Origin of the sequence: Roseicella frigidaeris (assembly GCF_003258945.1) — a bacterium.
GTDB classification, from domain to species: Bacteria; Pseudomonadota; Alphaproteobacteria; order Acetobacterales; family Acetobacteraceae; genus Paracraurococcus; species Paracraurococcus frigidaeris.
On sequence record NZ_QLIX01000002.1, the window covers coordinates 465,392 to 490,887 of the forward strand.

The following is a 25,496-nucleotide window of genomic DNA, read 5'->3' on the forward strand; positions in this document are numbered from 1 at the left end:
GGGCGATGGAGGGAGGCCGCCGGCTACTCGCCGGCCAGCCGCGCCGCCATCATCGGCGCGCCGAGCCGCATCAGCCCGTTCACGTCGGCCGCCTTGTCGAGGCCGATTACCGCATCGGCGAGCTGCGCCGCCCGCTCCGCGCCCAGCACCGCATCGGCGAGGCCGTGGAATTTCGCCCGCAGCTCGGCCTCGGTGAGGAAGTTGTCCGGCTCGCCCTTGGCCACCTTCACCAGCCGCACATGCTCCTCGCCGCGCGCCCGGATGGTCAGCTTGCCCGCCATGTAGTCGGGGAACAGCGCCTGCACCTCCGGATCCTCGACGCAGTCGATCTTCGGCAGCAGGCTGCGGACGGTCGGGTCCTGCAGCAGGGCGTAGCTGTCCCAGCCCATATGGCCGGTCGCCAGGCCGCAGCTCACCACGAAGGGGCCGCTGAACTGGCCGTCCACCACGTTCTGCGGGTTCTGCTTGTAGGCCAGCGGCGCGCCGACCAGCAGCATGCCCTTGTTGGGCAGGCCCATGGTCACGCTCTCGATCGCCTCGGGCGTCAGGCCGAGCTCGCCGCGCAGCGCGATCGCGGCATCGACGCAGGCATGGCCGTAGCGGCAGGACGGGTAGGGCTTCACCGCCGTCTGCATCAGCTCGAACTCCTGCCCGAGGCCGCGCACGGCCCGCTCCGGCCGCGGGTTCGGCGCATAGGCGCGGAGGAAGCCGGCCTTGCCCTCGAAGGCTTCGGACGCGCCGCGGAAGCCCTCGCGCGCGAGGGTCGCGGCGGCGAGGCCGTTCATCGCCGACCAGCCGACCTGGAAGCGCTTCGTCCAGGCGCCGTTGGCGAGGAATTGCAGGCTGCCCGCCGCCTGGGAGAGAGCGATGCCGAAGGCATCCTGCATCGCCGCGGCATCGAGGCCGAAGACCCGGCCCGCCGCCGCCGCCGCGCCGAAGGCGCCGCAGGTCGCGGTGGGGTGGTAGCCGCGGTCGTAATGGTCGCCGCCCGGCAGGGCGACGGCGAGGCGGCAGGTTACCTCATAGCCGGCGACGATGGCCGAGAGCACGGTCCGCCCATCGGCGCCGACCATCTCGGCCGCGGCCAGCGCCGCCGGGATCACCGGCGCGCCCGGGTGCAGCGTGCCCGCCGCATGGGTGTCGTCGAAATCGAGCGAATGGGCGAGGGCGCCGTTCAGGAAGGCGGCCCCGGCCGGGGTGTAGCGGGCGCTGTCGCCGAGCACCGCCGAGCCGCCCGCCGCCAGGCCGAGGGCGCGGGAGGCGGCGATCAGCGCCGGCGTGCTCTCCGCGTCGTGCCGGCCGCGGACGATGTTGCCGACCAGGTCGAGCACCAGGAAGCGGGTGCGCTCCTGCACCGCGGCGGGCAGGCTGGCGAAGTCGAGCCCGGCGCAATAGGCGGCGAGTTCGGCGGTGATGGCGGACATGCGATCCTCCCAGGGATTGCCGCGATCCTAGGCCTTGCCTGAAATCCGGCCAAGCGAGACCGCAACCGGACGAAACACATATCGCGTTGCGGTTGCCGTGGGCGCATGCCAATCCTCCGCCCCATGCTCGACCGGCGTCATGTCCTCGGCGGAGTCGCCCTCCTCGCCGCCCCCGAAGCCCTGGCCCGCCGGGCCAGGTCGGATGATTTCGACAGCTTCCTCGGCGGCGTCCGCGCCGAGGCCCGCGGCAAGGGGATCTCGCAGGCCACCCTGGCGCGCGCCTTCGCCGGGCTGCGGCCGAACCAGCGCGTCATCGAGCTGGATCGCCGCCAGCCGGAAGGCGCCATGAGCTGGGAGGAGTACCGGGATCGCATCATGGTCTCGCCGACCCGCATCGCCAACGGCCAGCGCAACTACGCCGAGAACCTCACCCTGCTCCGCAGCATCGAAACGCGCTTCCGGGTCTCGCCGCGGGTGATCGTCGCGATCTGGGGCGTCGAGACGAATTTCGGCGGTAATACCGGCGGCTTCGGGGTGATCGAGGCGCTGGCGACCCTGGCCTGGGAAGGGCGGCGGGCGAGCTTCTTTCGCCAGGAATTGCTCGCCGCGCTGCGGGTGCTCGACGGGGGCCATGTCGCGCCCGGCCGCATGACCGGCTCCTGGGCCGGCGCGATGGGGCAGCCGCAATTCATGCCGACGAATTTCGAGCGCATGGCGGTCGATTTCGATGGTGATGGGCGCCGCGACATCTGGGACAGCCGGGCGGATGCGCTCGCCTCCATCGCCCACTACTTCCAACGCTCGGGCTGGCGCGAGGGGGAGCCCTGGGGCCGGGCTGTGCTGCCGCCGCCCGGCTTCGCGCCGGAGGCGGCCGACACCGACAGCCGGCGGAGCCTCAGGGACTGGGCGCGGATGGGCTTCCGCGCCGAGGATGGCAGCCCCCTGCCGGCCTCGGATCTCGAGGCGGCGCTGGTCCTGCCGAGCCGCGGCAGCGGCCAGCTCTTCCTCGGCCACCACAATCTCCGCGTCATCCGCCGCTACAACAGCCCGGTCAATTACGGGCTCGCGGTCGGGCTGCTGTCCGACCGCTTCGGATGATCCGGGCCAAGGTCCGGGCCTGGGGTCCGGCGCTCGGCGCCGGGCTGGCGCTCGCCGGCTGCACCGCGCCGCCGCTGCCGCGGCCCGACCCGCATTACGTGGTCGGCGAGCCCTATAGCCTGGGCGGCCTCTGGTCCTATCCGAAGGAGGAGTTCGGCCGCAGCGAGACCGGCCTCGCCGCCGTGCTGCCGGACCGCCGGCCGGGGCGGCGCACCGCCAATGGCGAGATCTTCGATCCGCGCCAGCTCATGGGCGCGCATCGCACCCTGCAGCTTCCGGCCATCCTCGCGGTGCGCAACCTCGAGACCGGGCTGGAGCTGCGGCTGCGGGTCAATGATCGCGGTCCGGCGCAGCCCGGCCGGGTCATCGGCCTCTCCGCCCGGGCGGCGGCGCTGCTCGGCATCGTGCCGGACGGCACCGCCCAGGTCGAGCTCCGGGTCGAGGACGCGCCGAGTCGGGCGCTCGCCCGGGCCCTGCCCGGCCAGGAGCGCCCCGCCGTCGAGGTGGCGGCGGCGCCGGCCGCCGCGGTCACCGCGGAGAGCCTCGCGCCGCTGCCGGGCAGCCGCGAGGCCGGCCCGCCGCGGGTCGCGCCCCGCGCCTCGCCGACCGCCCCGGTGCCGGATGCCGCGGCGCTGCCGCCCGACCCGCTGCCCGAGACGGTGACGCGCGGCCTGCCCCGGCCGGGCCGCCTCTTCATCGAGACCGGGACCTTCTTCCGGCGCGACCTGGCGCAGCGTCAGGCCGTGCGCATCGCAGGCCAGGTCGAGGCTTTCGGCGGCGGGCGCCAGCCGCAATACCGGGTCCGGCTCGGCCCCTTCGCCGACGCCGCCGCCGCCGATCGCGCCGTGGCGGCGGTGCTGGCGGCCGGCCTGCCGGAGGTTAAGCTGCTGGTCGAATGAGTCGTTACAAACTCTTGAAAACCAGACAGGATCATGCGTATGCCGTGCCTTAAATCCGCCCCGCCTGACGCGGCCGGGCTGGTTTCCCGATGCCGTCGCGCCCACCCGCATCCCAGGGCAGGGCGGCCCGGCATCCGGACACCAGCCTTCCGGAGCCAGACCCGCCATGAGTAGCTGCGCCGAGTCCAAGGGCGCCTCCCGCCGCGCCCTGCTGCTGCCGGCCGCGGCCTCGCTCGCCGCCGGTGCGCTGCCGCTGCCCGCCCTGGCGCAGCAGCGCCCGCGGGCCAACGGCGGCCGCCCGGCCGCGCCGCCGCCGGGCGCCCCGGCGACGACGCCGCTCGGCCCGCTCGACACCATCGCCCGCCAGGCGCTGATCGTCGATTTCGACACGGATGCGGTGCTGCTCGAGAAGAATCCGGACGAGCGGATGCCGCCCTCCTCCATGTCGAAGCTGATGACGATGTACGTCGTCTTCGACATGCTGAAGCAGGGGCGGCTGAAGCTCGACCAGGAGCTGCCGGTCAGCGAGCGCGCCTGGCGCATGGGCGGCAGCAAGATGTTCGTCCAGATCGGCACCCAGGTGCCGGTCGAGGCGCTGATGCGCGGCGTCATCGTGCAATCGGGCAACGACGCCTGCGTGGTCTTCGCCGAGGCGATCAGCGGCTCGGAGCAGCAATTCGCCGAGCTGCTGAACCAGAAGGCGCGGCAGATCGGCCTGACCGACAGCAGCTTCCGCAACGCGACGGGCTGGCCGGACCCGGAGCACCGCATGACCTGCCGCGACCTGGCTCGACTGGCCAAGCGGCTGATCAGCGACTTCCCCGAATACTACAAGATCTACAACGAGCGCAGCTTCACCTGGAACAACATCAGCCAGGACAACCGCAACCCGGCGCTGGCCCGCGTCTCCGGCGCCGACGGGCTGAAGACCGGCCATACCGAGGAGGCCGGCTACGGCCTCACCGCCAGCGCCAAGCGCGGTGACCGCCGGCTGATCCTGGTCTTCAACGGCCTGCCGAGCATGAAGGCGCGGGCCGAGGAGAGCGAGCGGCTGCTGGAATGGGGCTTCCGCGAGTTCGAGAACGTGGTGCTGTTCAAGGCGGGCGACCCGGTCGAGGAGATCCCGGTGCATCTCGGCAACCGGCGAACCGTGCCGCTGGTCGGCGGCAAGGACGTGGTCGTCACCCTGCCGCGGAACTGGCGCAACAAGCTGCAGGCCCGGCTGCAATACGAGGCGCCGCTGGAGGCGCCGGTGGCCAAGGGCCAGGAGCTGGGCAAGCTGCTGGTCTCCGGCCAGGGCGTGCCGAACCTGCAGTTGCCGCTGCTGGCCGGCGCCGATGTCGACCGGCTCGGCCTCATCCCGCGCATCCCGGCCGTCATCGGCTCCTGGTTCACCGGCACCTGATGCCGCGCGGCCGCTTCATCACGCTCGAGGGCGGGGAGGGGGCGGGGAAGTCCACCCAGGCGCGGCTGCTGGAGGCCGCGCTACGGGCGGCGGGGCATCCGGTGCTGCGCACGCGCGAGCCGGGCGGCACCCCGGGGGCCGAGGCGATCCGCGGCCTGCTGCTCGGCCAGGGGCCGTATCAGGGCCCCTGGGACGGCGTCACCGAGGGGCTGCTGCATTTCGCGGCGCGGCGCGAGCATGTGGTGCGCTGCATCCGGCCGGCGCTGGATGCCGGCACCTGGGTGGTCTGCGACCGCTTCCTCGACTCGACGCTCGCCTATCAGGTCTTCGGCCAGGGCTTGTCGCGCAGCGCCTTCGACAGCCTGGCCGGCATCACGCTCGAGGGGTTGCGGCCGGACCTGACCCTGGTGCTCGATATCGGCCCGGCGGAAGGCCTCGCCCGCGCCGCCGCCCGTGGCGAGACCAACCGCTACGAGGCACTCGACCCGGATTTCCACGCCCGGGTCCGCGCCGGCTTCCGGGCCATCGCCGCCGCCGAGCCGGAGCGCTGCGCCCTGGTGGACGCCACCGCCGCGCCGGAGGGCGTCGCGGCCGAGATCCTGCGCCTGGTCCGTGGCCGGCTTGCGCCATGAGCCCGCCGCCGGAGCCGCGCGCCAATCCCGATCTGGTCGGGCATGACGATGCCGCGCGCACGCTGGAGGAGGCGGCGCGTTCCGGCCGGCTGCACCATGCCTGGCTGATCGCCGGCCCGCCCGGCCTCGGCAAGGCGACGCTCGCCTATCGCTTCGCCCGCTGGCTGCTGGCCGGCCTGCCGCCGCCCATCCCCGGGGAGCCGCCACTCGCCGTCCCGGAGGCCGCGCCGGCCTTCCGCCGGGTCGCCGCCGGCGCCCATGCCGATCTCTTCACCCTCGCCCCGAGCCTCGGCGACAAGGGCGGCAAGAAGGAGGTGCTGCGGGCCGACGAGGCGCGCGAGGCGCTGCGCTTCATGGCGATGACCGCGGCCGAGGGCGGCTGGCGGGTGCTGGTGGTGGAGGGGCTGGAGCAGGTCGACCGCGAGGTGGTGCCGAACATCCTGCTGAAGACCCTGGAGGAGCCGCCGCCGCGCACGGTGCAGCTGCTGGTGACGGCGGCGCCCGACCGGCTGCTGCCGACCATCCGCAGCCGCTGCCGTCGGCTCGACCTCGCGCCGCTCGCCGATCCGCTGCTCGATGGCCTGATGGCGCGCTGGCTGCCGGAGCTTTCCGGTCCCGACCGGGCCGGGCTGCTGCGCATCGCGGATGGTTGCCCGGGCCGCGCCCTGCTGCTGGCGGAAGGCGAGGGGCTGGCCTTGCAGGGCCTGGTCGAGGAGGTGCTCGCCGGCCTGGCGCAACCCGATCCCCGCCGCTGGCACGGGCTCGCGGAGAGCATCGCCGGGCGGCGCGACGCGGCGGCGGTGACGCTGTTCCTGACTTTGCTGCGCCGAGCGCTGGCGGCGGCGCTGCGGCAGGCCGGGCGAGGGGGGGCGGCCGCGCCCTGGATCGCCGGGCGTTCGCTTGCCGATTGGTCGGTGCTGTGGGACAAGCTCGGCCGCCTGGCGGACGAGACCGAGCGACTGAACCTTGACCGGAAGCAGGCGGTGCTGACCGGGCTGGGGTGGCTCGCCGCGCGCTGAGGCATCGACAAGTCCGGCCGGGCGTGGAGACGCCCCCGGGGCACCCCTGCCGGAGGCTCGGCAGGGTCGCAGTCCCGGCCGGCGGAAGGGCAGCCCGATGGCACGCGTCTACTACACCACCCCGATCTATTACGTGAACGACAAGCCGCATATCGGCCACGCCTACACCTCGCTGGCGACCGACGTGCTGGCGCGCTGGAAGCGGCTGGAGGGGCACGAGGTCTTCTTCCTGACCGGCACCGACGAGCACGGCCAGAAGGTGGAGCGGGCGGCGCAGGAAGCCGGGATGGCGCCGCAGGCCTTCACCGACCAGGTGAGCCAGAGCTTCCGGCTGCTCGCCGAGCGCATGGGCTATTCCAACGACGACTTCATCCGCACCACCGAGCCGCGGCACCGGCAGGCCTGCCAGGCGCTCTGGGAGGAGCTGGTGCGGCGCGACGAGATCTATCTCGGCCATTACGAGGGCTGGTACGCCGTCCGCGACGAGGCCTTCTACGGCCCGGACGAGCTGACCGAGCGGGACGGCGTGAAATACGCGCCCTCCGGCGCGCCGGTCGCCTGGGTGAAGGAGCCTTCCTACTTCTTCCGCCTGTCGAAGTGGCAGGACTGGCTGCTCCGCTTCTACGAGGAGAATCCTGGCTTCATCGCCCCGGCCTCGCGCCGGAACGAGGTGATCAGCTTCGTGAAATCGGGGCTGCAGGACCTCTCGATCAGCCGCACCAGCTTCACCTGGGGCATCCCGGTGCCGGGCGACCCGGCGCATGTGATGTATGTCTGGCTGGATGCGCTGACCAACTACATCACCGCCGCCGGCTATCCCGACCCGCAGGCGCCGCGCTGGGGCTTCTGGCCGGCCGATGTGCATTTCGTCGGCAAGGACATCGTCCGCTTCCACGCCATCTACTGGCCGGCCTTCCTCGCGGCGGCCGGGCTGGCGCCGCCACGGCGCGTCTTCGCCCATGGCTGGTGGACGATCGAGGGGCAGAAGATGTCGAAATCCCTCGGCAACGCCATCGACCCGCTGAAGCTGATCGAGGAATACGGGCTCGACCCGCTGCGCTATTTCCTGCTGCGCGAGGTGCCCTTCGGCAATGACGGCGACTTCTCCCGCGCCGCGCTGATCGGCCGGGTGAATGGCGAGCTGGCGGACACGCTGGGCAACCTGGCCAACCGGACCCTGTCGCTGATCCAGCGGAACTGCGAGGGCCGCCTGCCGGCCCCGGCCGAGGGGGCGCCGGGCGACGCGGAGCTGCTGGCCGGCATCGCGGCGCTGCCGGGCGCGGTGGCGGCGCATCTCGAGGCGCAGGAATTCCACCTCGCGCTCGAGGCCATCATGGCCCAGGCGCGGGGGGCCAATGGCTACATCACGGTGCAGCAGCCCTGGGCGCTGCGGAAGACCGACCCGGCCCGGATGGCGGTGGTGCTGCGGCACCTGCATTCGGCGCTGCGCGTCTTCGCCACCGTGCTGCAGCCCTTCATGCCCGGCACCATGGCGGGCATGCTGGAGCAGCTCGGCGTGCCGGAGCAGGCGAGGGGGCTCGCCGCCCTCGCCGCGCCGCTGCCCGAGGGCACGCCGCTGCCGCCGCCGGCGCCGCTCTTCCGCAAGATCGAGGAAGCACCGGCCCCGAAGGGTGCGGCATGACCGGAATTCGCAACGAAATGCCTGGGCCATGCTGATCGATAGCCACTGCCATCTCGACTACTTCTCCGAGGAGGAGGTCGAGGCGGTCGTCGCCCGCGCCCGGGAGGCCGGCATCGCGCGCATGGTGACCATCGGCACCCGGGCGGCGCAGGCGGCGCAGGTGAAGGCGCTCACCGAACGCTTCCCGGAGGTCTGGGGCACGGTCGGGGTGCATCCGCACAATGCCGGCGAGGCCGAGGGCATGCCGACGGTCGAGGCGCTCGTCGCCCTGGCCGACCATCCGCGCATCATCGGCATCGGCGAGGCGGGGCTCGACTACTTCTATGACTCGGCGCCGCGCCCGGCCCAGCAGGAGGGGTTCCGCCGGCACATCCGGGTGGCGCGGATCACCGGCCTGCCGCTCTGCATCCATGCCCGCCAGGCGGATGCCGACATCCTCGCGATCCTGCGCGAGGAAGCGGAGTCGGGCGGCGGCTTTCCCTTCCTGCTGCACTGCTTCTCCTCCGGCGCCGAGCTTGCCCGGGGGGCGCTGGCGCTCGGCGGCTACCTGTCCTTCTCCGGCATCCTGACCTTCCCGAAATCACCCGAGATCCGCGCCGTCGCGGCGGAAGCGCCGGCTGACCGCATCCTGGTCGAGACCGACAGCCCCTATCTGGCGCCGGTGCCGTTGCGCGGGAAGCGCTGCGAGCCGGCCTATGTCACCCATACCGCGCGCGTCCTGGCCGCGACGCGGGGCATCAGCGAGGCGGAGGTCGAGGCGCTGACGAGCGACAATTTCTTCCGCCTGTTCCGGAAGGCGGCGTGAGCGCGCTGCGGGTCACCATCCTCGGCTGCGGCGGCTCGGGCGGCGTGCCGCTGCTCGGCGGGGCCGATGGTGGCGGCGAGTGGGGGGACTGCGACCCCGCCGAGCCGCGCAACCGCCGCACCCGGACCTCGGCGGTGGTCGAGGGGCCGGACGGGCAGCGGCTGCTGATCGATGCCGGGCCGGATCTCCGCCAGCAGCTCCTGGCCTGCCGGATCGGCCGCTTCGATGCCGTGGTCTTCACTCATGCGCATGCCGACCACATCCTCGGCATCGACGATATCCGGCAGGTGAACCGCACCATCGGCCGGGCGGTGGATGCCTGGGGCACCCGCAAGACGCTGCAGAAGCTGGATGAGCGCTTCGACTACGCCTTCATCGGCCCGACGGAGTTCTTCTTTCGTCCCGCGCTGGAGCCGCGGCAGGTCGCGTTCGGGGAACAGTTCGAGACCGCCGGCCTGAGGGTGGACGCCTTCCGGCAGGATCACGGCGTGATGGACACGCTCGGCCTCCGGATCGGCCGCTTCGCCTATTCGACCGATGTGGTGCTGCTGCCGGAGGAGAGCCTGGCGGCGCTGGAGGGGCTCGACACCTGGGTGGTCGGCTGCTTCCAGCACCGGCCGCACCATGTGCACGCCAATCTGGAACGGGTGCTGGACTGGGTGGCCCGGCTGCGGCCCCGGCGGACGGTGCTGACGCATATGGGCACGGCGATGGACTACCAGGATCTGTGCCGCACGCTGCCGCCCGGCATCGAGCCGGCGCATGATGGGCTTGTGCTGGATGTGCCACTCTCGTGAGGATTGAAACACCGAGAAGCAAGTCATGAGTTACGCCGCGATCAGCACCCGCTAGGCTGCCGAAGCGCAGCAGCGCCGGGCCGGGGGGCCCGATCAGGGGACCGCTTCTCATCACCGCCATCCGGACCGTCGCGGCAGGGCCGCAGGCGCCGATCCGGCTTGTCCAGGGCTTTTCCCCGACTTGTCCCCAGCTTCTTATTTTCCATAATATATCTTATGCGGTAAGTAGATCAGGTGGATAATCTGTGCCTGCACTGATGGCGGCAGGCCCGCCTATCCGCACAGATCCTCTCCCTTCGCTATGCAGTCCGGTGGCGCGGCCGCCGCCCGCCTCCGGCTTGCTGCCCGCCCACCCTTTGCGATCGCCGGCGGTCCTGCCAGAAGGCGCCGACACCGGAGATCAGCGATGCCCGACGCCCCGACCAAGCCCAGCCCGGAACGCGCCCTGACGCGACTCCTCGACATCATGGCCCGGCTGCGGGACCCGGCCGGCGGCTGCCCCTGGGACCAGGTCCAGGATTTCGCCTCGATCGCTCCGTATACGGTGGAAGAGGCTTATGAGGTGGCGGATGCGATCCGCCGCGGGCCAGATTTCCCGGCTCTGCTGGACGAGCTCGGCGATCTTCTGTTCCAGGTTGTCTATCATTCCAGGATGGCCGAGGAGGCCGGTCGGTTCGATTTCGCGCATGTTGCAGAAGCGATCAGCGAGAAGATGCTGCGCCGGCACCCGCATGTCTTCGGCGAGGCCGCTGCCCGCGACGCCGCGGTGCAGACAGCCGCCTGGGAGACGGGAAAGGCAGCCGAGCGCGCGGCCCGTGCCGAGACCGGCACCCTGGCCGGCATTCCGGAAGGCCTCCCTGCCCTGACCCGGGCCGCGAAGCTCACCCGCCGCGCCGCCCGCGTCGGCTTCGACTGGCCGGACGCCGCCGCCGTCCTCGGCAAATTGGAAGAGGAAGCCGGAGAACTCCGGGCCGAGCTTCCGGGCGCCGATCCGGTCCGCTTGGCAGACGAGGTCGGGGATCTGCTGTTTGTCCTCGCCAACCTGGCGCGGAAGCTCGACCTCGACCCCGAGGCCTGCCTGCGCGGGGCCAATGCGAAATTCGAGAGGCGGTTCGGCGGCGTCGAGCGGGCCCTTGCCGCACAGGGCGTCTCTCCGGGGGATGCCGGGCTCGAGGCGATGGAGGCGGCCTGGCAGGCGGTGAAGGCCGAGGAGAAGCTCAGCCAGGGAGGGTAACCCAGGTTATGTAAATGGCTTCACATGTCCCGATGCAGCCACCCCGACCCCTTGTCAGCAATTCACGCTCTTTGTGGCTCTTTGACAGACTGAGGCGGACCATCACGGGGCGGCGTGTCGGATTGGAACAAATAGGGGCTAAAACGCGAATAGTCTCGCTCCTGCGCGCCGATTTTTCGGTAATTCTTCCTAGGAAAAACTACCGAGAAGATTTTGACGCCTGAACTGGCCCTCCTCCAGGGCGCCGATCCGATCAGGCCGACGCGCCTGCCGGCCGACCGCCTGCCCTCACCCGCAGCGTCTCCGGCAGTGGGATGAACTCCTGGCTATCGGTCGGGATCGGTGGAAAGCGCCGCGCCCGCCAGTCGGCCTTCGCCTGCTCGATCCGCTCCCGCGAGGAGCTGACGAAGTTCCAGTAGAGGAAGCGCGGCCCGTCCATCGTGGCGCCGCCCAGCAGCAACAGCCGCGCCCCCGCCGGGCCCGCCGTCAGGGCCAGCCCGTCGCCCGCCCGGAAGACCAGCATCCGCCCCGCCTCGAAGCGATCGCCGGCCAGGCTGACCTCGCCCGACACCACATAGGCGGCGCGCTCCTCATGCCCATCCGGCAGCGGCACCCGCGCCCCCGGCTCGAGCACCGCATCGGCATAGAAGAGCGGCGAGGCGGTTGCAACTGGCGCGCGCAGCCCCCAGCCCTCCCCGGCGATGAGCCGCAGCCGCAGCCCGGCCTCCTCGACGAGCGGCAGCGTCTCCGCCGGGTGATGCGCGAAACCGGGCGCTCGCTCCTCCGCCTCCCGGGGCAGGGCCACCCAGGACTGGATGCCGGAGAGGGTGCGGACATGGTCGCGCTCGGCCGCGCTGCTCCGCTCGGAATGGGTGATCCCCTGCCCGGCCGTCATCCAGTTCACGTCGCCCGGCCGGATCGACAGGTCGGAGCCCAGGCTGTCGCGGTGCTGGATGGCCCCCTCGAACAGATAGGTCACGGTCGCCAAGCCGATATGCGGGTGCGGCCGGACATCGAGCCCGGTGCCTGCCAGGAACTCGCCCGGCCCCATCTGGTCGAAAAAGATGAAGGGCCCGACCAGCATCCGTTGGCGGGCCGGCAGGGCCCGCCGGACCGCGAAGCCGCCGACGTCATGCGCGCGCGGGATGATGACGAGGCTGACCTCGGGCCCGATCCCGGGCGGCCCGTCCGTCTGGGCCGGATCCTCGGCCGGTTGCCAGCTCATGCTCTCTCTCCCGTATGGCCCGAACCGCCATATTGGGCGCGCACCAGGGCCCGGCCGCCGGGGCCGGGCCGGCTCGCGAGAGCGTGCCTGCCTGCCTGGGGCAGGGCAGCAGGCCGCCCTGCCCCGCCCGCTCAGCCTGCCGTCAGGCTTTTCCAGTCCACGCCGCTCTCGAAGGCGGCGGCGGCGCGGTAGATCGTCGCCTCGTCATACATCTTGCCGACCAGCATGAGCCCGACCGGCAGCCCACCCGCCAGACCGCAGGGCAGGCTCATCGCCGGATGATGGGTGCAGTCGAAGGGCGCGGTGTTCGGCAGCACCTCGAAGGCCCGCTGGATGATCTCGGTGGTCGAGGCATCGGGGCTGGGCAGCGGCGTCGCCGCCATGGGCAGGGTCGGCATGGCCAGCAGGTCGTAGCGCGCCAGCACCTCGTCATAGGCACGCCGCAGACGGCGGACGAGATTCTGCGCCTTGGCGTAGTAATGGCCACGATGCCGGGTCACCATGTAGTGGCCGAGCAGCATGGTGTTCTTCAGGGATTCGGACAGCTCGTCCGCCCGGTCGCGCCAATTGCTGTGGAAGTCGAGCAGGGAGTTGACGTAGAGCCCCTGCCAGTTGAAGCCGAAACCGTTGCCATGCATCATCTGCACCGTCGCGCCCTCGGCCGCGACCGGCAGCCAGATCGCAGCGCCGAGCCGGTGCATCGGAAGCGAGACCGTCTCGACCGTGGCGCCGAGCCCCTTCAGCCGCTCGGCCGCCTCCCGCACCAGGGCGTCGTTCGCCTCCTGCGACTGGGGGTGGCCGAAGCCTTCCTCGATCAGCGCGATCTTCATGCCGGCGATGCCGCCGCGCATCAGGTCGCGATAGGCCGGCACCGGCGCCGTGCTGTATTGCCGCGGATCGAGCCCGTCCGGCCCGGCCAGCACCTCGAGCAGCAAGGCGTTGTCCTCGACCGTCGCCGTCATCGGACCGGTATGGTCGAGGGTCAGCTCGATCGGCATGATGCCGGTATAGGGCACCAGCCCATGCGTCGGCTTCATGCCGTAGACGCCGCAGAAGGCGGCCGGCATACGGATCGAGCCGCCCTGGTCGCCGCCGAGCGCCATCGGCACCTCGCCCGCCGCCACCACCGCGCCGCTGCCCGAGGAGGAGCCGCCGGCGGAGTAGCCGTGCCGGTGCGGGTTGTGCACCGGCAGCGGCGCGCTGGTATGGCTGCCGCCGGAGAAGCAGAAATACTCGCAGACCGTCTTGCCGGCGATGCTGCCGCCGGCCTCCAGGATGCGGGTGATCACCGTCGCATCCACATCCGGCACATAGCCTTCGAGGGTCGAGGCGCCGTTCATCATCGGCACCCCGGCGACGCAGATATTGTCCTTGATCGCGACCGTCTTGCCCTTGAGCTTGCCCGAGGCGGCGCCGGGGATGTCGGTCTTCACGTACCAGGCGTTGTAGGGGTTCTCCTGGCCGACCGGGCGGTAGCCCGGCCTGCGCGGCCAGGTGACGGCGGGCACCTCGTCCGGCATCTGGTCGACCAGGTTGTAGGCGGCGATGCCGCCCTCCAGGCAGGCGCGGTGCTGCGCCAGCTCGTCATCCGCCATGGACAGGCCGAGCTCGCCCGCCACCTTGCGCAACTCGTCGATGCTCGGCAGCCTCAATGTACCCAGCGGCATGGTGGTGCTCCTCCTTGCTCCTCCACGGGGCGCGCCGGATGGCCGCCCCGGCGGTCAGGCGCTCGTGCCCACGAATTCCTGCACCAGGGCAGGATCGCCGAGCGCGGTGGGCGGGATCTCCCGCGTGATGCGGCCGCGATGGATCATCAGGATGCGGTCCGCGAGGGCCTGGATGAAATCGAGGTTCTGCTCGACCAGCAGCACCGCCAGGCCGCGGCGGCGGAGCGCGTGGATGCGCTCGACCATGGCCTCGACGATGGAGGGCTGGATGCCCTCGGTCGGCTCGTCGAGCAGCAGCAGGCGCGGCCGGCCGCAAAGCGCCCGGGCCAGGGCCAGGAGTTGCTGCTCGCCGCCGGACAGGGCGCCGCCCGGCCGTTCCAGCAGCCGGCGCAATTCGGGGAATTCCTCCAGCACCTCCTCCACCACCCGCCCCGGCGTCTCGCCCTTGGCGAGCACGGCGAAGCGGAGGTTGTCGGCGACCGAGAGGCCGGGGAAGATCAGCCGCCCCTGCGGCACGTAGCCGAGGCCGCTGCGGGCCCGCAGATGCGGCGGCAGGCGCTGGATCTCCGCCCCCTGGAACCGGATGCGCCCCTGCCGCGCCGGCAGCAGCCCCATGAGGGCCCGCAGCAGCGTGGTCTTGCCCATGCCGTTGTGGCCGAGGATGCCGACGCAGCTCCCCTGCCCCACGCCGAGGCTCGCGCCATGCAGCACGCCGATGCGGCCATAGCCGGCGACCAGCCCCTCGACCTCCAGCAGCAAGCCCCCGGCGGTGCAGGCGCCGGCAGCGCCGATGGCGATCATGCCGGCACCGCCTGCCGGGCCTCGGGCGGCCGGCCGAGATAGACGTCATGCACCCGCGGATCGGCCAGCACCGCCTCGGCGCTGTCCTCGACCAGCACCCGCCCCTGGTGGAAGACCGTCACCTTGCGGGCGATGGCGCGGATGAACTGCATGTCGTGCTCCACCACCACGATGGCGTGGTCCCGGTTCATGTCGCGGATCAGGGCGGCGGTGCCGGCGGTCTCCTCGGCGCTCATGCCGGCGGTCGGTTCGTCCAGGATGATGAGGTCGGGCGCGGGCGCCACCACGGTCGCCAGCTCGACGAGCTGGCGCTGGCCATGCGCCAGCAGCCCGACCGGGCGATGCGCCAGCTCAGCGATGCCGAGCCGCTCCAGCACCGCCAGCGCCCGCCGCCGCGCCTCCCGCTCGCGGTGCTGCCGGCGGAGCGCCAGGACCACGCCCTCGAGCGCCGTCAGCCCGTCGAAGAGCGAGGGCACCTGGGTCTTGATGCCGATGCCGCGGCGGGCGATCTGGTGCGGCTCGAGCCCGGTGATGTCCTCGCCGCGCCAGAGGATGCGCCCGGCGCTCGGCCGGTACTGGCCGGTCAGGCAGCGGAAGAAGGTGCTCTTGCCGGCGCCGTTCGGGCCGATCAGGCAGCGCAGTTCCCGCTCCTCGATCGAGAGGGAGACGTCGTCCACCGCGACGACGCCGCCGAAGCGCATGGTGAGGTGCTCGGTCGCCAGCAGCACGCTCACGCCGCATCCTCCGGCAGCCGCCGGCGGAGCCATCCGGCGACGGTCGGCTGCAACCCGCGCGGGATCGCCAGTACGGCGACGAGGAGGACCAGACCGAGGATCAGGTTGGGGTTGATCTCCGGCAGGGTGCCGACCCAGGCGGTGAGCGCCTGCAGCAGCATGGCGCCGATCACCGGCCCGAGCAGCGTGCCGATGCCGCCCACCATCACCCAGATGATGATCTGCCCGGAATAGGCGAGCGAGAACATGGTCGGGCTGACGAAGACGCAATTGGCGAAGAGCAGGCCGGCCAACCCGGCCATGGCGCCGCCGATGGTGAAGATGCCCAGCTTGTAGAGCCGAACGTCGTAGCCGAGCAGCGCCGCCCGCAGCTCGTTCTCGCGGATCGCCACCACCACCCGGCCGAAGCGGCTGCGCAGGACGAGCTTGCAGAGCGCGTAGCAGAGGCCGAGGCAGAGCACGGCGAGGACGAAGATCTGCTCCGGCGCCAGCGGCGTGCCGGGATCGCCCGGCAGGTTCAGCGGCGGCGTCGTCGGGATGCCGTTGAAGCCCCCGAGCGGCGCGGCGCCGATGCGCCATTCCTCGCCGGCCGTCGAGTTGACGAAGTTGAACAGGATCAGCGTCACCGTCAGGGTGATGACGCCCATATAGACATCGCTGATCCGGCCGAAGAACATGACATAGCCGAGCGCCGCGGCGGCCAGGCTCGGCACCAGGATGGCGATCGGCACCGCATAGGTGGTGTCCGGCAGGTTCAGGGCCGCCACCGCATAGGCATAGCCGCCAAGCCCGAAGAAGGCGGCCTGGCCGAAGCAGAGGATGCCGCCGAAGCCCCAGACCAGGGCGAGGCTCAACGCCAGCACCGCCATGGCGGTGTAGACGGTGGCGTTGATGATCGAGAACAGCTCCAGCATCTGCGGCAGCCACCAGGCGGCGATGCCGGCGGCGAGCAGGCCGAGCGCCGCCTCGAAGGCGGCCCGGCCATTCGCCGATGCCCTCCCTGGGCCCTCCCCCGGCATCACAGGGCCCGCCGGAAGAAGCGGCCGGTGATGCCCTGCGGCAGCAGCCGCAGCAGCAGGATGGCGACGGCCAGCATCAGCACCTCGCCCAGCACCGGCGTGGTGGCGAAGGTGCCGAGGGTGTTGACGCCGCCGAGCAGCACCGAGGCCGAGGCGGTGCCGGCCAGCATCGCCGCGCCGCCGGTGATGACGGTGATGAAGCTCTTGGCGATATAGGCGGTGCCCATGGTCGGCAGGACGCCGGAGAAGGGCGCCATCAGCGCCCCGGCAAGGCCCGAGACGGCGGCGCCGGCGGCGAAGGAGAGCGCGTAGACCCGCTCGGTCGGCACGCCGAGCGCCGCCGCCATGCCGGCATTCTGCATCGTTCCGCGGGCGATCAGCCCGGCCGGGGTGAAGCGCAGCACCGCCCAGACGGCGAGCAGCAGCAGCACGGTCGCGCCGATCAGGAACAGCCCGTAGCCCGAGGTGCTGTAGGCGCCGATCCGCACGCTGCCGAGCGGGGCCGAGAAGCCGCTGACGGTGTTGCCGAAGATCATGGTGACCGCCCCGATCAGCGCCAGGGACAGGCCCCAGGTGGCCAGCATGGTGTCGACCATCCGGCCATAGAGGCGGCGGATCACCAGCCTCTCCACCACCACGCCGAGCAGCCCGACGCAAAGCGGCGCCACCACCAGCATGGCGATCCAGAGATTGACCCCGGCCTGCACCGCCAGGATGGCGCTGTAGGCACCGAGCATCAGGAACTCGCCATGCGCGAGGTTGATCACCCGCATCATGCCGAAGACGATGGCCAGCCCGAGGCTGATCAGCAGCAGCGTGGCGATGCCGGTCAGCGCCTGGATGCCGGTGGCGATGGCGAGGTCCATGGCCCGCCGCCTAGATCCGCACGTCCACCACCACCTGCTTGTTGGCGTTCGGCTCCTTCTGCAGGTCGCAGACCGATTGCGTGTCGGAGGGCGGCGAGCCGGGGAAATGCTGCAGCACCTTGAAGCCCTTGTTCTGCACCTCGGCGACATAGACATCGAGGGTGACGTGGTTGGTCTTCGGGTCGAGCACCGTCCGGCCGGGCGGGCCGTCGACGCCGATGCCCGACTCGAGCGCCTCGATCACCTTCATCCGGTCGATCGACTTCGCCTTGCGCACGCCCTCGGCCCAGAGCTGCGCGCCGACATAGGTGCGCATCGCCAGCTCGCCGCCGAGATAGGGCGTGCCGGCGCCGAACTTCGCCTTGAATTTCTGCAGGAAGGCGGCATTCGCGGGGTTGTCGACCTCCTGGAAGTAGCTGAAGGCGCAGGTGATGCCGTCGCCCTCCTCGGGCGAGAGCAGCAGGCTCTCATTGCCGCCGCCGAAGGTGGTCGAGGCCATCGGGATGCGTTGCTTCATCCCCGCCGCGGCCCATTGCCGGTAGAAGGAGACATGCGCGCCGCCGACCAGCGCCGAGAGCACGATATCCGGCTTCGCCGCCTGGATCTTCTGGATGGCCGGGCCGAAATTGGTGACGTCGAGCGGGAAGAAATCCACCGCCACGGCGTCGCCGCCCCCCTCGCGGAAATACTTCACCACCCATTTGCTGGTGATCTGGCCGTAATTGTAGTCGGCGGCGAGGATGTAGACCTTCTTGCCCCATTTCTGCATGATGTAGGGCACCAGCCGATTGACATTCTGCGCCGGGGTGGAGCCGGTGCAGAAGCAGTTCCGGTCGCAGACCCCGCCTTCGTACTGCGTGTTGTAGAAGTAGAGCGTGTTGTAGCGCTTCAGCAGCGGCCGGATCGCCTCGCGCGAGGCCGAGGTGATGCCACCATGCACCACCGCCGCCTTGTCGCGCGTCGCCGCCTGGGTGGCGAATTGCGTGTAGAGCTGGATGTTGGATTGCGGGTCGTAGTTGATGAGCTGCACCGGGCGGCCGAGCAGCCCGCCGCCGGCATTGATCTCGTCCATGGCGAATTCGAGCGTCGCCACCATGGGCTTGCCATAGATGTCGAGCCCGCCCGAGGCATCATGGATGCCGACCACCTTGATCGGGTCGGCGCCGAGCGCGGCATGGCGGAAGACGAGCGGGGCGGCGAGGCCACCGGCTGCGGCGGTCAGCACTGTCCTGCGATGCATGGCTTCGTCTCCGTGTGTCAGAGCTGGACGCCGCGGGTCAGCGCGCCGTCGACGACGAGGTTGGTGCCGCTGATGAAGCTCGCCGCCGGGCTGGCGAGGAAGGCGACGGCGCGCGCCACCTCCTCGGGCCGGCCCATGCGGCCGGTCGGGTTGAGCTTCAGCGCCTCGGCGAAGAGCTCGGGCATCTCGCGCTCGATGCGCGGCCAGACCCCGCCCTCGAAATAGGTGTTGCCCGGCGAGACGGTGTTGGCGCGGATGCCCTTCGGCGCCAGGCGATGGGCCAGCCCCTGGGCGTAATGCACCAGCGCCGCCTTGAAGGCGCCGTAGGGGCCGGCGGCGAAGTCGATCTCGCGACCGGAGACCGAGGAGATCAGCACGATCGCCCCGGCATCGGAGGCTTCGAGCCAGGGCATCGCCGCCTCCACCAGCACGACGCTGCCCATGAGGTCGGTGGCGAAGCCGGCGCGCCAGGCCGCCTCGTCGCCGCCCACGGCGAGCGCGCTGACATTGCCGACGACGATGTCGAGCCCACCGAGCGCGGCGGCCGAGTCGGCCACCCATCGCCGGAGCGCCGGCCCGTCGGCGACGTCGAGCGGCGCGCCGGTCGCAATGGCACCGGCGGCGCGCATCGCCGCGACGGTGGCCTCGACCTCGGCGGCGTTGCGGGCGCAAAGCCCGACCGCGCACCCCTCGGCCGCCAGCAACTCCACGACGGCCCGTCCGATGCCCTTGGTCCCGCCTGTGACCAGGGCTTTCCTTCCCTTCAAGCCGAGATCCATCGTCCTTCCCCCGTCCGTCCCGTCAGAGGTGGGACTTGGCGAGCATCATGTGCACGCCCTTGTTGCCGTCCACCGTCTGCGTCACCCGCAGATCGCCGATCAACGAGCAGAGCATGTAGGCCTGATTGCGGGAGAGGTTGGTGCGCCGGCAGACCTCGCGCACCATCTCCCGCACCGCCTGCTTCGCCGCGTCGTCCAGATCCTCGTCGATCCCGATCGAGATCAGATGCGTCGCGTTCTCGGCGAAGGGCATCGCCAGCTGCAGGTCCTTGCGCACCGTCAGGCGGAAGCGGCCCGTCAGCCCGGTCTCCAGCGCCGTGATGCAGACCTCGCCATCGCCCTGCACGCCATGCCCGTCGCCGGCATAGAACAGCGCGCCGTCGTTGAAGACCGGCAGGTAGAGCGTGGTGCCCGGCTTCAGCTCCTTGTTGTCCATGTTGCCGCCGAAGGCCCGCGGCACGTTGGTGGTGCAGGCGCCCCAGGCGGCAGGCGGCGCGGTGCCGATGACGCCGAAGAAGGGATCGAGCGGCAACTCCGTCCCCCAGGGCAGCACGCAGACCCGGCGGGCGCGGTCGATGCGCGGATGGATGGTCTCGTACTCGGTGAACTCCTCGGGCAGCGTGCCGAGCAGCGGCATGATCGAGACGAAGCCCCAATCCATCCAGGGCTCGGCCGAGAGGATCTCCACCTGCAGCACATCGCCCGGCACCGCGCCGCGGACGAAGACCGGGCGGTTGACGAAATGCGCGCCCGGGCCCTGCGGCACGGTCTCGACGGCGCGCCGGTAGTCCGGCGGCACCAGCCCAGCCTCGGGCGGGAAGGCGGGCAGGCCGCCGGCCGGCACCGCATGGATGGTGACGGTATCGCCGGAGTCGACCGTCAGGGCCGGTGGCGTCGCGGCCGAGAGCGTGCCCCAGACCAGCATCTCGGGCGTGGCGGCGATCTCGTGGTGGTTCGGCATGCTGCGGTTCCCGGTCGCTGCTTGGCGGCGCTCAGCCGGCACGGTGCCGGCCGCCTCGTCCCAGCCGGGACCGGATGGCGCGGTGCGTGCGGCAGGCCGCATCGGCATGGTCCTGTCGCAAGCGCGCCTCCTCTCGGGCTGGGCCTGCCGGTACCGGGTCTCTCCCGCGGCGATGATGGTTCGGGTGCCTGAGCGACGCAAGGGCGCCCGGGCCGCTTGACCGGCGGCCCGGGCGGGTCCTTCAATCGATGCGGGATCGTCCAGCCGGGGCTGCCGCCAAGGCCATTCCGACCGACAAGAAGAAGGATCGGGCGCGCGCCGAGCGCGAGAGCCGCACGCCGGACGAGGTCGCCTATGACTACATGGTGGCCGATCCGGCGAACCTGATCTTCTTCCCCGTCACCGGCTACAACATCGACAATCACGACGTCATCCACAGCATGCTGACGGATGAGGCCACGGTGCTCGGCCTCGGCGATGGCGGGGCGCATTGCTCCTCCATCCTCGATGCCGGGGTGCCGACCTGGATGCTGACGCACTGGGCGCGCGACCGGCACCGCGGCCCGCGCCTGCCGCTGGAATTCGTGGTGAAGCGCCAGACCAGCGAGACGGCCGCCTTCTTCGGCTTCGACGACCGCGGCGTGCTGGCGCCGGGGAAGAAGGCGGATGTCAACCTGATCGACTACGAGGCGCTGCGGCTGCATCGGCCGGAGGTGTGGTACGACCTGCCGGCCGGTGGCCGCCGCCTGATGCAGCGGGTCGAGGGCTACAAGGCCACCCTGGTCTCCGGCGTGCCGGTCTTCGAGGGCGGCGAGCATACCGGGGCGCTACCGGGCCGGCTGGTCCGCGCCGGCCGCGGCTGATACCGACGGCATGAATATTCCATTCATGGGGCCGTCGATGGGTCACCAGCAACGGCCCTTGGTATGAGCCCCGCCTCGGTCGGGCGCCCCGTCAGGGCGCCAGCAGGGCGGCGTGCAGCGCGTCCCAGCTCGCCCGGTCGGGCGCCGCGATCAGGCCGCCGCCGGTGACCAGCGGGCCATAGGCGCTGCCGTCGAAGCGCGCCGCATAGCCACCGGCCTCGCGGTGCAGCAGCCAGCCCGGCGCATGGTCCCAGGGCATCAGGCGGTTGTAGAGCAGCGCATGGGCGTGGCCGCCGGCGGCCATCCGGTACTCATGCGCCGCGCAGCGCAGGCCGAGCACCGCGCGCAGCCGCGGCAGGCGCGCGGCGACGCGGCTGCGCAGCGGCTCGGCCAGATAGGTCCAGCTCACGCTGGCCACCATCTCGTCGACCGGCGCCGGCGCGGCGACGCGCAGGTCCAGCCGGTTGCCATCAGGGGATTCGATCCAGGCCCCCTCCCCGCGCAACGCAATGGCGGTGTCGTCGCCGAGCGGGTCATGCACCCAGGCCGCGACGATCTCGCCACGGATGACGGCCGCCGCCATGCAGCCGAAGAGCGGCAGGCCGGCGGCGAAATTCGCCGTGCCGTCCACCGGATCGACGAGGAAGGCGAGATCGGCGCCGGCGAGCCGGCCGAGCAGGGCCGGATCGGCCGCACAGGCCTCCTCGCCCACCACCACGCAGCCCGGGAAGCGCGCCGCGAGACCGGCGGCGATGACGCGCTCCGCCGCCTCGTCGGCATCGGTCACCAGATCAAGCGGCCCCGACTTCACCCGCACCGCCCCGACGCCCAGGCGGCGGAAGCGCGGCAGGATCTCGGCCCGCGCCGCCGCGCGCAGCAGCCCGGCGATGGAGGCGGCCGCGGCGGCACCGATCGATCGCGTCACCGGGGCGCTCCTCAGGCGGAGGTCTGCTCGAAGCGGGCGCGGTCGGCCGGGCTGAGCCGCACGGTCACCCGCACATCGACATCGCCGTCGTTGCGCTCCAGCACCTCGCCATGCCGGTACAGCCAGGCCAGACGCGCGCCGTCGCTGGCCGGGATGGCGTAGTCGACCGTCTCCATGCCGGCCGAGAGGCGGGCATCGAGCGCGTCCCGCAAGGCGTCCAGCCCCTCGCCGGTGAGGGCCGAGACGGCGATGACGCCGGCATCCCCCGCGAGGTCCGGCACCGCGCCGACGCCGCCCAGCAGGTCGGCCTTGTTCAGCACCTCGACCACCCGCTCCTCCCAGCCCTCGTCGAGCGTGGCATGCGGGCCGCCGGCCATCTCGTGCAGCACGCCGAGCACATCGGCCCGCTGTGCCGCGGTGTCGGGATGCGCGGCGTCGCGGACGTGCAGGATGATGTCGGCGGCCGCGACCTCCTCGAGCGTCGCGCGGAAGGCCTCGACGAGCTGGGTCGGCAGGTCGGAGATGAAGCCGACCGTGTCGGAGAGGATCGCCCGCCGCCCGGAGGGCAGGCGGATGCCACGCATGGTCGGGTCGAGCGTGGCGAAGAGCTGGTCCTGCGCATAGACGCCAGCGCCGGTCAGGGCGTTGAACAAGGTGCTCTTGCCGGCATTGGTGTAGCCGACCAGGGCGATCACCGGATAGGGCACGCGCTCGCGCGCCCGGCGGTGCAGGCCGCGGGTGCGGCGCACCTGCTCCAGCTCCTTCTTCAGCTTGACCATGCGCTCGCCGATCAGCCGGCGGTCGATCTCGATCTGGCTCTCGCCCGGGCCGCCGAGGAAGCCGAAGCCGCCCCGCTGCCGCTCGAGATGGGTCCAGGACCGCACCAGCCGCGTCCGCTGGTAGTCGAGATGCGCCAGCTCGACCTGCAGCGCGCCCTCGCGCGTACGGGCGCGCTCGCCGAAGATCTCGAGGATGAGACCGGTGCGGTCGATGACCTTGCAGCGCCATTCGCGCTCGAGGTTGCGCTGCTGCACCGGCGTCAGGGCGGCATCGACCACGGCGAGGCCGACGCGCTGGTCGGCGATCGCCTGGCCGGCCGCCTGCACCTGGCCATCGCCCAGCAGCGTGCTCGGCCGCCGCTCGCGCAGCGGGAAGATCGCCTGGTGCACGATGGTCACGCCGATGCTGGCGGCGAGCCCGACCGCCTCGGCGAGCCGCGCCTCGGCCGCGCGCTGCCCGCCATCGATGGCCGGCATGCCGCCCGGACCCACCGGCCGCATGCCCCGCTCGAAGGGCAGGATCACGGCTGCCCGGATCGGTCCCGTATCGGAGCCATCGCCGCGGTCGTTCGCCGGCGACGGCCAGTCGGACTCAGTCACTGCCGGCAGGGTGGACCTCGCGGCTCATGGTCAAGGTTGTGCCCTCGCGCTGCACCGTGGCTCCCTCGCGGGCCGCGGAGGCGTCGAAGAGTTGGATCGGGGCGCCCGGCATGACAGTGCTGATCGCATGCTTGTACACAAGCTGCGTGTGCCCATCCCGGCGGAGCAGAACGGAGAAGTTGTCAAACCAGGTGATGATGCCTTGCAGCTTGACCCCGTTGACGAGGAAGATTGTCACGGGCGTCTTGCTCTTGCGAACGTGGTTCAGGAATACATCCTGAACGTTCTGGGACTTCTCGGCGGCCACGGCGCGGTCCTTCTTGTTCTTGGCAGCCACTCAATGCAGCGTGCCTTGGCGAGTTTCGCCTTTCCACAACAGGTGAGCAGAACATCAGCCACCGGCGCCGCAGTTGCAAGGGATGGTTATGGCCACCACGCAGAAATTTGCTGCATTGCAGCAAATTCCCTGCAGGCGGCCGAAGGGCGCGTCCTACAGCCTGCGGAAGAAGGCCGCCAGCGCCTCGCCATCCGGAAAGACACGATCCGGGTTGACCTGCGCCACCCCGCCATCATGCGCGGCGTCACCGAGCAGCACGGCGGTGCAGCCCGCCCGCCGGGCCGCCTGCATGTCGAGCCCGGTATCGCCGACATACCAGATCGCCGGACCGGCCGGCAGTCCGATCGCCTGCAGCGCCAGCCGGAACGGCGCCGGATCAGGCTTGTCCGCCTCGGCATCGCCCGCCCCGAGCAGGCTGCGGAAATGCCGCTCCCAGCCGAGATGCGCCGCCTCGGCGCGCAGCAGGGGCCCCTGCTTGTTGCTGATCACGCCCTGCGGCAGGCCGGCTTGGCCCGCCGCCTCGATCGCGGCGGCAGCGCCCGGCATGGCGGTGAGCACGGCGAGGTGCCGCGCCCGGACCTCCCGATAGAAGATGTCCCGCGCCCCCTCCCACGCCTCGCCGAAGATCTCGGGAAAGGATTCCCGGAGGGAGCGGCGGACCCGGGCCCGGACCTCGTCCAGGGTCCAGAGCGGCAGCCCATGGGCGGCGAAGGCGGCGTTCAGCCCGGCGGCGATCGCCGCCCAGCCATCGACCAGGGTGTTGTCCCAGTCCCACAGGATGGCGCGCGGCGCGGTCATGCGGCGTTCCTGCGGTCGCCCTGCACATGCCGGGCGAAGATCTCGAAGAGCCGCCGCACCACCGGCCCGACCTCGCCATCGCCGACCGGCTCGCCATCGATGCGGGTGATCGGCTTCACGAAGGAGGTCGCGGAGGTGAGGAAGGCCTCGCGCGCCCGGCGCATCTCGTCGAGCGAGAAGGCCCGCTCCTCGCAGGGGATGCCGGCCTGGCGCAGCTCGTCCAGCAGCGCGGCCCGGGTGCAGCCGGGCAGGATCACCTGGTCCAGATGCCGGGTGCGGATGGCGCCGGCCTCGTCGACGATCCAGAAGGTCGTCGCCGCGCCCTCGGTGATCATCCCGTCCGCCGCGTCGTAGAGGATGGCCTCCAGCGCCCCCTGCTCGCGCGCCGCCTGCCGGGCCAGGCAGTTGGGCAGCAGGTTGATGCTCTTGATGTCGCGCCGTGCCCAGCGGAGATCCGGCAGCGTGATGCAGGCGGCGGCCCAGCGCTCGACATCCTGCGGGAAGGGCGCGATGCGCTTGACCGTCACTACCAGGGCCGGCGGCACCGGCGTGCGGGGGAAGGCATGGTCGCGCCGCGCCACGCCGCGCGTGACCTGCATGTAGAGCAGCCCCTCGCCCACCCGGTTGCGCCGCGCCACCTCGGTCAGCACATGGCGTAGGGCGGCGCGGGTCATCGGCATCGGCAGCCGGATCTCGCGGAGCGAGCGCTCCAGCCGATCGAGATGGCGGTCCTCGTCGATGAAGCGGCCGCCATGGAGATGGACGACCTCGTAGATGCCGTCGCCGAACTGGTAGCCGCGATCCTCGATGTTCACCTCGGCCCGGCGCTGGTCGAGATAGCGGCCATTCACATAGGCGATGCGCGACATGGAATCCCCGGCTGGCGTCGACGCCCCCGGTTTAGGCCCGCGGCACCGCCGAAGGAAGCGCCGCCGCCCACTCCGCTC

General features: G+C 71.5%; 25 protein-coding genes. 10 read left to right on the forward strand and 15 right to left on the reverse strand.

Annotation, left to right across the window (positions count from 1 at the left end; all coding sequences use genetic code 11):
* Positions 1 to 23 precede the first annotated feature (23 nt).
* Positions 24 to 1,424: an MmgE/PrpD family protein gene (locus tag DOO78_RS04995; RefSeq protein ID WP_111468613.1), complete on the reverse strand. Its 1,401-nt coding sequence runs from the start codon at positions 1,422 to 1,424 to the stop codon at positions 24 to 26.
* Between the two features lie 123 nt (positions 1,425 to 1,547).
* On the opposite strand from DOO78_RS04995, the gene DOO78_RS05000 reads away from it, so the two are divergent.
* The 9 genes from DOO78_RS05000 to mazG all read left to right on the forward strand — a co-directional run bounded on the left by DOO78_RS05000 (position 1,548) and on the right by mazG (position 10,955).
* The gene (locus DOO78_RS05000) at positions 1,548 to 2,522 is read left to right on the forward strand and encodes a lytic murein transglycosylase (RefSeq protein WP_111468614.1); all 975 of its coding nucleotides are present in this window, start codon (positions 1,548 to 1,550) and stop codon (positions 2,520 to 2,522) included.
* Positions 2,519 to 3,421: a septal ring lytic transglycosylase RlpA family protein gene (locus DOO78_RS05005; protein WP_111468615.1), complete on the forward strand. Its 903-nt coding sequence runs from the start codon at positions 2,519 to 2,521 to the stop codon at positions 3,419 to 3,421. The genes DOO78_RS05000 and DOO78_RS05005 overlap by 4 nt, the downstream gene beginning before the upstream one ends.
* A gap of 166 nt (positions 3,422 to 3,587) precedes the next feature.
* A complete protein-coding gene (locus tag DOO78_RS05010) occupies positions 3,588 to 4,826 on the forward strand; it encodes a D-alanyl-D-alanine carboxypeptidase family protein (protein WP_111468616.1) in 1,239 nt (412 codons plus the stop codon).
* Positions 4,826 to 5,458, forward strand: coding sequence for a dTMP kinase (tmk, locus tag DOO78_RS05015; RefSeq protein WP_111468617.1), 633 nt, complete (start codon positions 4,826 to 4,828; stop codon positions 5,456 to 5,458). Before DOO78_RS05010 ends, tmk begins: the two co-directional genes overlap by 1 nt.
* Positions 5,455 to 6,477 carry a DNA polymerase III subunit delta' gene (locus DOO78_RS05020; protein ID WP_111468618.1) on the forward strand — a complete coding sequence of 341 codons (1,023 nt, stop codon included), beginning with the start codon at positions 5,455 to 5,457 and terminating at the stop codon, positions 6,475 to 6,477. The genes tmk and DOO78_RS05020 overlap by 4 nt, the downstream gene beginning before the upstream one ends.
* A gap of 97 nt (positions 6,478 to 6,574) precedes the next feature.
* The gene (gene metG / locus DOO78_RS05025; RefSeq protein WP_111468619.1) at positions 6,575 to 8,119 is read left to right on the forward strand and encodes a methionine--tRNA ligase; all 1,545 of its coding nucleotides are present in this window, start codon (positions 6,575 to 6,577) and stop codon (positions 8,117 to 8,119) included.
* A gap of 28 nt (positions 8,120 to 8,147) precedes the next feature.
* The gene (locus tag DOO78_RS05030; RefSeq protein WP_111468620.1) at positions 8,148 to 8,924 is read left to right on the forward strand and encodes a TatD family hydrolase; all 777 of its coding nucleotides are present in this window, start codon (positions 8,148 to 8,150) and stop codon (positions 8,922 to 8,924) included.
* Positions 8,925 to 8,929: 5 nt separating this feature from the next.
* On the forward strand, positions 8,930 to 9,721 hold the full coding sequence (locus DOO78_RS05035; RefSeq protein WP_111468733.1) for an MBL fold metallo-hydrolase: 792 nt from the start codon (positions 8,930 to 8,932) through the stop codon (positions 9,719 to 9,721).
* Positions 9,722 to 10,127: 406 nt separating this feature from the next.
* Complete coding sequence (gene mazG / locus DOO78_RS05040) at positions 10,128 to 10,955, forward strand: nucleoside triphosphate pyrophosphohydrolase (RefSeq protein WP_111468621.1); 828 nt, start codon at positions 10,128 to 10,130, stop codon at positions 10,953 to 10,955.
* Positions 10,956 to 11,208: 253 nt separating this feature from the next.
* Here mazG and DOO78_RS05045 read toward each other — a convergent pair whose 3' ends face one another.
* From DOO78_RS05045 to DOO78_RS05085, 9 genes are all read right to left on the reverse strand, one after another.
* Positions 11,209 to 12,180 carry a pirin family protein gene (locus tag DOO78_RS05045; RefSeq protein ID WP_111468622.1) on the reverse strand — a complete coding sequence of 324 codons (972 nt, stop codon included), beginning with the start codon at positions 12,178 to 12,180 and terminating at the stop codon, positions 11,209 to 11,211.
* 131 nt (positions 12,181 to 12,311) lie between these two features.
* Positions 12,312 to 13,847, reverse strand: a complete 1,536-nt coding sequence (locus DOO78_RS05050; protein WP_111468623.1) for an amidase — start codon at positions 13,845 to 13,847, stop codon at positions 12,312 to 12,314.
* 54 nt (positions 13,848 to 13,901) lie between these two features.
* Positions 13,902 to 14,648, reverse strand: a complete 747-nt coding sequence (locus tag DOO78_RS27825; protein ID WP_207802790.1) for an ABC transporter ATP-binding protein — start codon at positions 14,646 to 14,648, stop codon at positions 13,902 to 13,904.
* Positions 14,645 to 15,382 carry an ABC transporter ATP-binding protein gene (locus DOO78_RS05060; RefSeq protein WP_243634374.1) on the reverse strand — a complete coding sequence of 246 codons (738 nt, stop codon included), beginning with the start codon at positions 15,380 to 15,382 and terminating at the stop codon, positions 14,645 to 14,647. Before DOO78_RS05060 ends, DOO78_RS27825 begins: the two co-directional genes overlap by 4 nt.
* A complete protein-coding gene (locus DOO78_RS05065) occupies positions 15,379 to 16,401 on the reverse strand; it encodes a branched-chain amino acid ABC transporter permease (protein WP_111468625.1) in 1,023 nt (340 codons plus the stop codon). The genes DOO78_RS05060 and DOO78_RS05065 overlap by 4 nt, the downstream gene beginning before the upstream one ends.
* Positions 16,401 to 17,267, reverse strand: a complete 867-nt coding sequence (locus DOO78_RS05070; protein ID WP_111468626.1) for an ABC transporter permease subunit — start codon at positions 17,265 to 17,267, stop codon at positions 16,401 to 16,403. The genes DOO78_RS05065 and DOO78_RS05070 overlap by 1 nt, the downstream gene beginning before the upstream one ends.
* Before the next feature lie 10 nt (positions 17,268 to 17,277).
* Entirely contained in the window at positions 17,278 to 18,507 is a 1,230-nt protein-coding gene (locus DOO78_RS05075; RefSeq protein WP_111468627.1) for an urea ABC transporter substrate-binding protein, read from the reverse strand.
* A 17-nt stretch (positions 18,508 to 18,524) separates the two neighbouring features.
* Positions 18,525 to 19,286, reverse strand: coding sequence for an SDR family NAD(P)-dependent oxidoreductase (locus tag DOO78_RS05080; protein WP_111468628.1), 762 nt, complete (start codon positions 19,284 to 19,286; stop codon positions 18,525 to 18,527).
* Between the two features lie 22 nt (positions 19,287 to 19,308).
* Positions 19,309 to 20,349, reverse strand: a complete 1,041-nt coding sequence (locus tag DOO78_RS05085) for an acetamidase/formamidase family protein (protein WP_341538226.1) — start codon at positions 20,347 to 20,349, stop codon at positions 19,309 to 19,311.
* A gap of 146 nt (positions 20,350 to 20,495) precedes the next feature.
* Between DOO78_RS05085 and DOO78_RS05090 the strand changes: the two genes are divergently transcribed.
* The gene (locus DOO78_RS05090; RefSeq protein ID WP_111468630.1) at positions 20,496 to 21,110 is read left to right on the forward strand and encodes an amidohydrolase family protein; all 615 of its coding nucleotides are present in this window, start codon (positions 20,496 to 20,498) and stop codon (positions 21,108 to 21,110) included.
* A gap of 91 nt (positions 21,111 to 21,201) precedes the next feature.
* Here DOO78_RS05090 and DOO78_RS05095 read toward each other — a convergent pair whose 3' ends face one another.
* The 5 genes from DOO78_RS05095 to DOO78_RS05115 all read right to left on the reverse strand — a co-directional run bounded on the left by DOO78_RS05095 (position 21,202) and on the right by DOO78_RS05115 (position 25,418).
* A complete protein-coding gene (locus DOO78_RS05095) occupies positions 21,202 to 22,035 on the reverse strand; it encodes an inositol monophosphatase family protein (protein WP_165838723.1) in 834 nt (277 codons plus the stop codon).
* 11 nt (positions 22,036 to 22,046) lie between these two features.
* Entirely contained in the window at positions 22,047 to 23,315 is a 1,269-nt protein-coding gene (gene hflX / locus DOO78_RS05100) for a GTPase HflX (RefSeq protein ID WP_111468736.1), read from the reverse strand.
* A gap of 91 nt (positions 23,316 to 23,406) precedes the next feature.
* Positions 23,407 to 23,721: an RNA chaperone Hfq gene (hfq, locus tag DOO78_RS05105; protein ID WP_111468737.1), complete on the reverse strand. Its 315-nt coding sequence runs from the start codon at positions 23,719 to 23,721 to the stop codon at positions 23,407 to 23,409.
* Positions 23,722 to 23,904: 183 nt separating this feature from the next.
* Positions 23,905 to 24,549, reverse strand: coding sequence for an HAD family hydrolase (locus DOO78_RS05110; RefSeq protein WP_111468631.1), 645 nt, complete (start codon positions 24,547 to 24,549; stop codon positions 23,905 to 23,907).
* A complete protein-coding gene (locus DOO78_RS05115; protein ID WP_111468632.1) occupies positions 24,546 to 25,418 on the reverse strand; it encodes a D-amino-acid transaminase in 873 nt (290 codons plus the stop codon). Before DOO78_RS05115 ends, DOO78_RS05110 begins: the two co-directional genes overlap by 4 nt.
* Positions 25,419 to 25,496: the final 78 nt, after the last annotated feature.

Excerpts from the sequence above, each read along its gene's own strand:
- DOO78_RS05115 (WP_111468632.1), bottom strand. The coding sequence starts at position 25,418 with ATGTCGCGCATCGCCTATGTGAATGGCCGCTATCTCGACCAGCGCCGG.
- DOO78_RS05070 (WP_111468626.1), bottom strand. The coding sequence starts at position 17,267 with ATGGACCTCGCCATCGCCACCGGCATCCAGGCGCTGACCGGCATCGCC.
- DOO78_RS27825 (WP_207802790.1), bottom strand. The coding sequence starts at position 14,648 with ATGATCGCCATCGGCGCTGCCGGCGCCTGCACCGCCGGGGGCTTGCTG.
- DOO78_RS05085 (WP_341538226.1), bottom strand. The coding sequence starts at position 20,349 with ATGCGGCCTGCCGCACGCACCGCGCCATCCGGTCCCGGCTGGGACGAG.
- DOO78_RS05020 (WP_111468618.1), top strand. The coding sequence starts at position 5,455 with ATGAGCCCGCCGCCGGAGCCGCGCGCCAATCCCGATCTGGTCGGGCAT.
- metG (WP_111468619.1), top strand. The coding sequence starts at position 6,575 with ATGGCACGCGTCTACTACACCACCCCGATCTATTACGTGAACGACAAG.
- tmk (WP_111468617.1), top strand. The coding sequence starts at position 4,826 with ATGCCGCGCGGCCGCTTCATCACGCTCGAGGGCGGGGAGGGGGCGGGG.
- mazG (WP_111468621.1), top strand. The coding sequence starts at position 10,128 with ATGCCCGACGCCCCGACCAAGCCCAGCCCGGAACGCGCCCTGACGCGA.
- DOO78_RS05075 (WP_111468627.1), bottom strand. The coding sequence starts at position 18,507 with ATGCATCGCAGGACAGTGCTGACCGCCGCAGCCGGTGGCCTCGCCGCC.
- DOO78_RS04995 (WP_111468613.1), bottom strand. The coding sequence starts at position 1,424 with ATGTCCGCCATCACCGCCGAACTCGCCGCCTATTGCGCCGGGCTCGAC.
- DOO78_RS05030 (WP_111468620.1), top strand. The coding sequence starts at position 8,148 with ATGCTGATCGATAGCCACTGCCATCTCGACTACTTCTCCGAGGAGGAG.
- DOO78_RS05090 (WP_111468630.1), top strand. The coding sequence starts at position 20,496 with ATGCGGGATCGTCCAGCCGGGGCTGCCGCCAAGGCCATTCCGACCGAC.
- hflX (WP_111468736.1), bottom strand. The coding sequence starts at position 23,315 with ATGCGGCCGGTGGGTCCGGGCGGCATGCCGGCCATCGATGGCGGGCAG.
- DOO78_RS05045 (WP_111468622.1), bottom strand. The coding sequence starts at position 12,180 with ATGAGCTGGCAACCGGCCGAGGATCCGGCCCAGACGGACGGGCCGCCC.
- DOO78_RS05005 (WP_111468615.1), top strand. The coding sequence starts at position 2,519 with ATGATCCGGGCCAAGGTCCGGGCCTGGGGTCCGGCGCTCGGCGCCGGG.
- DOO78_RS05065 (WP_111468625.1), bottom strand. The coding sequence starts at position 16,401 with ATGCCGGGGGAGGGCCCAGGGAGGGCATCGGCGAATGGCCGGGCCGCC.
- DOO78_RS05110 (WP_111468631.1), bottom strand. The coding sequence starts at position 24,549 with ATGACCGCGCCGCGCGCCATCCTGTGGGACTGGGACAACACCCTGGTC.
- DOO78_RS05000 (WP_111468614.1), top strand. The coding sequence starts at position 1,548 with ATGCTCGACCGGCGTCATGTCCTCGGCGGAGTCGCCCTCCTCGCCGCC.
- DOO78_RS05050 (WP_111468623.1), bottom strand. The coding sequence starts at position 13,847 with ATGCCGCTGGGTACATTGAGGCTGCCGAGCATCGACGAGTTGCGCAAG.
- DOO78_RS05080 (WP_111468628.1), bottom strand. The coding sequence starts at position 19,286 with ATGGATCTCGGCTTGAAGGGAAGGAAAGCCCTGGTCACAGGCGGGACC.
- DOO78_RS05010 (WP_111468616.1), top strand. The coding sequence starts at position 3,588 with ATGAGTAGCTGCGCCGAGTCCAAGGGCGCCTCCCGCCGCGCCCTGCTG.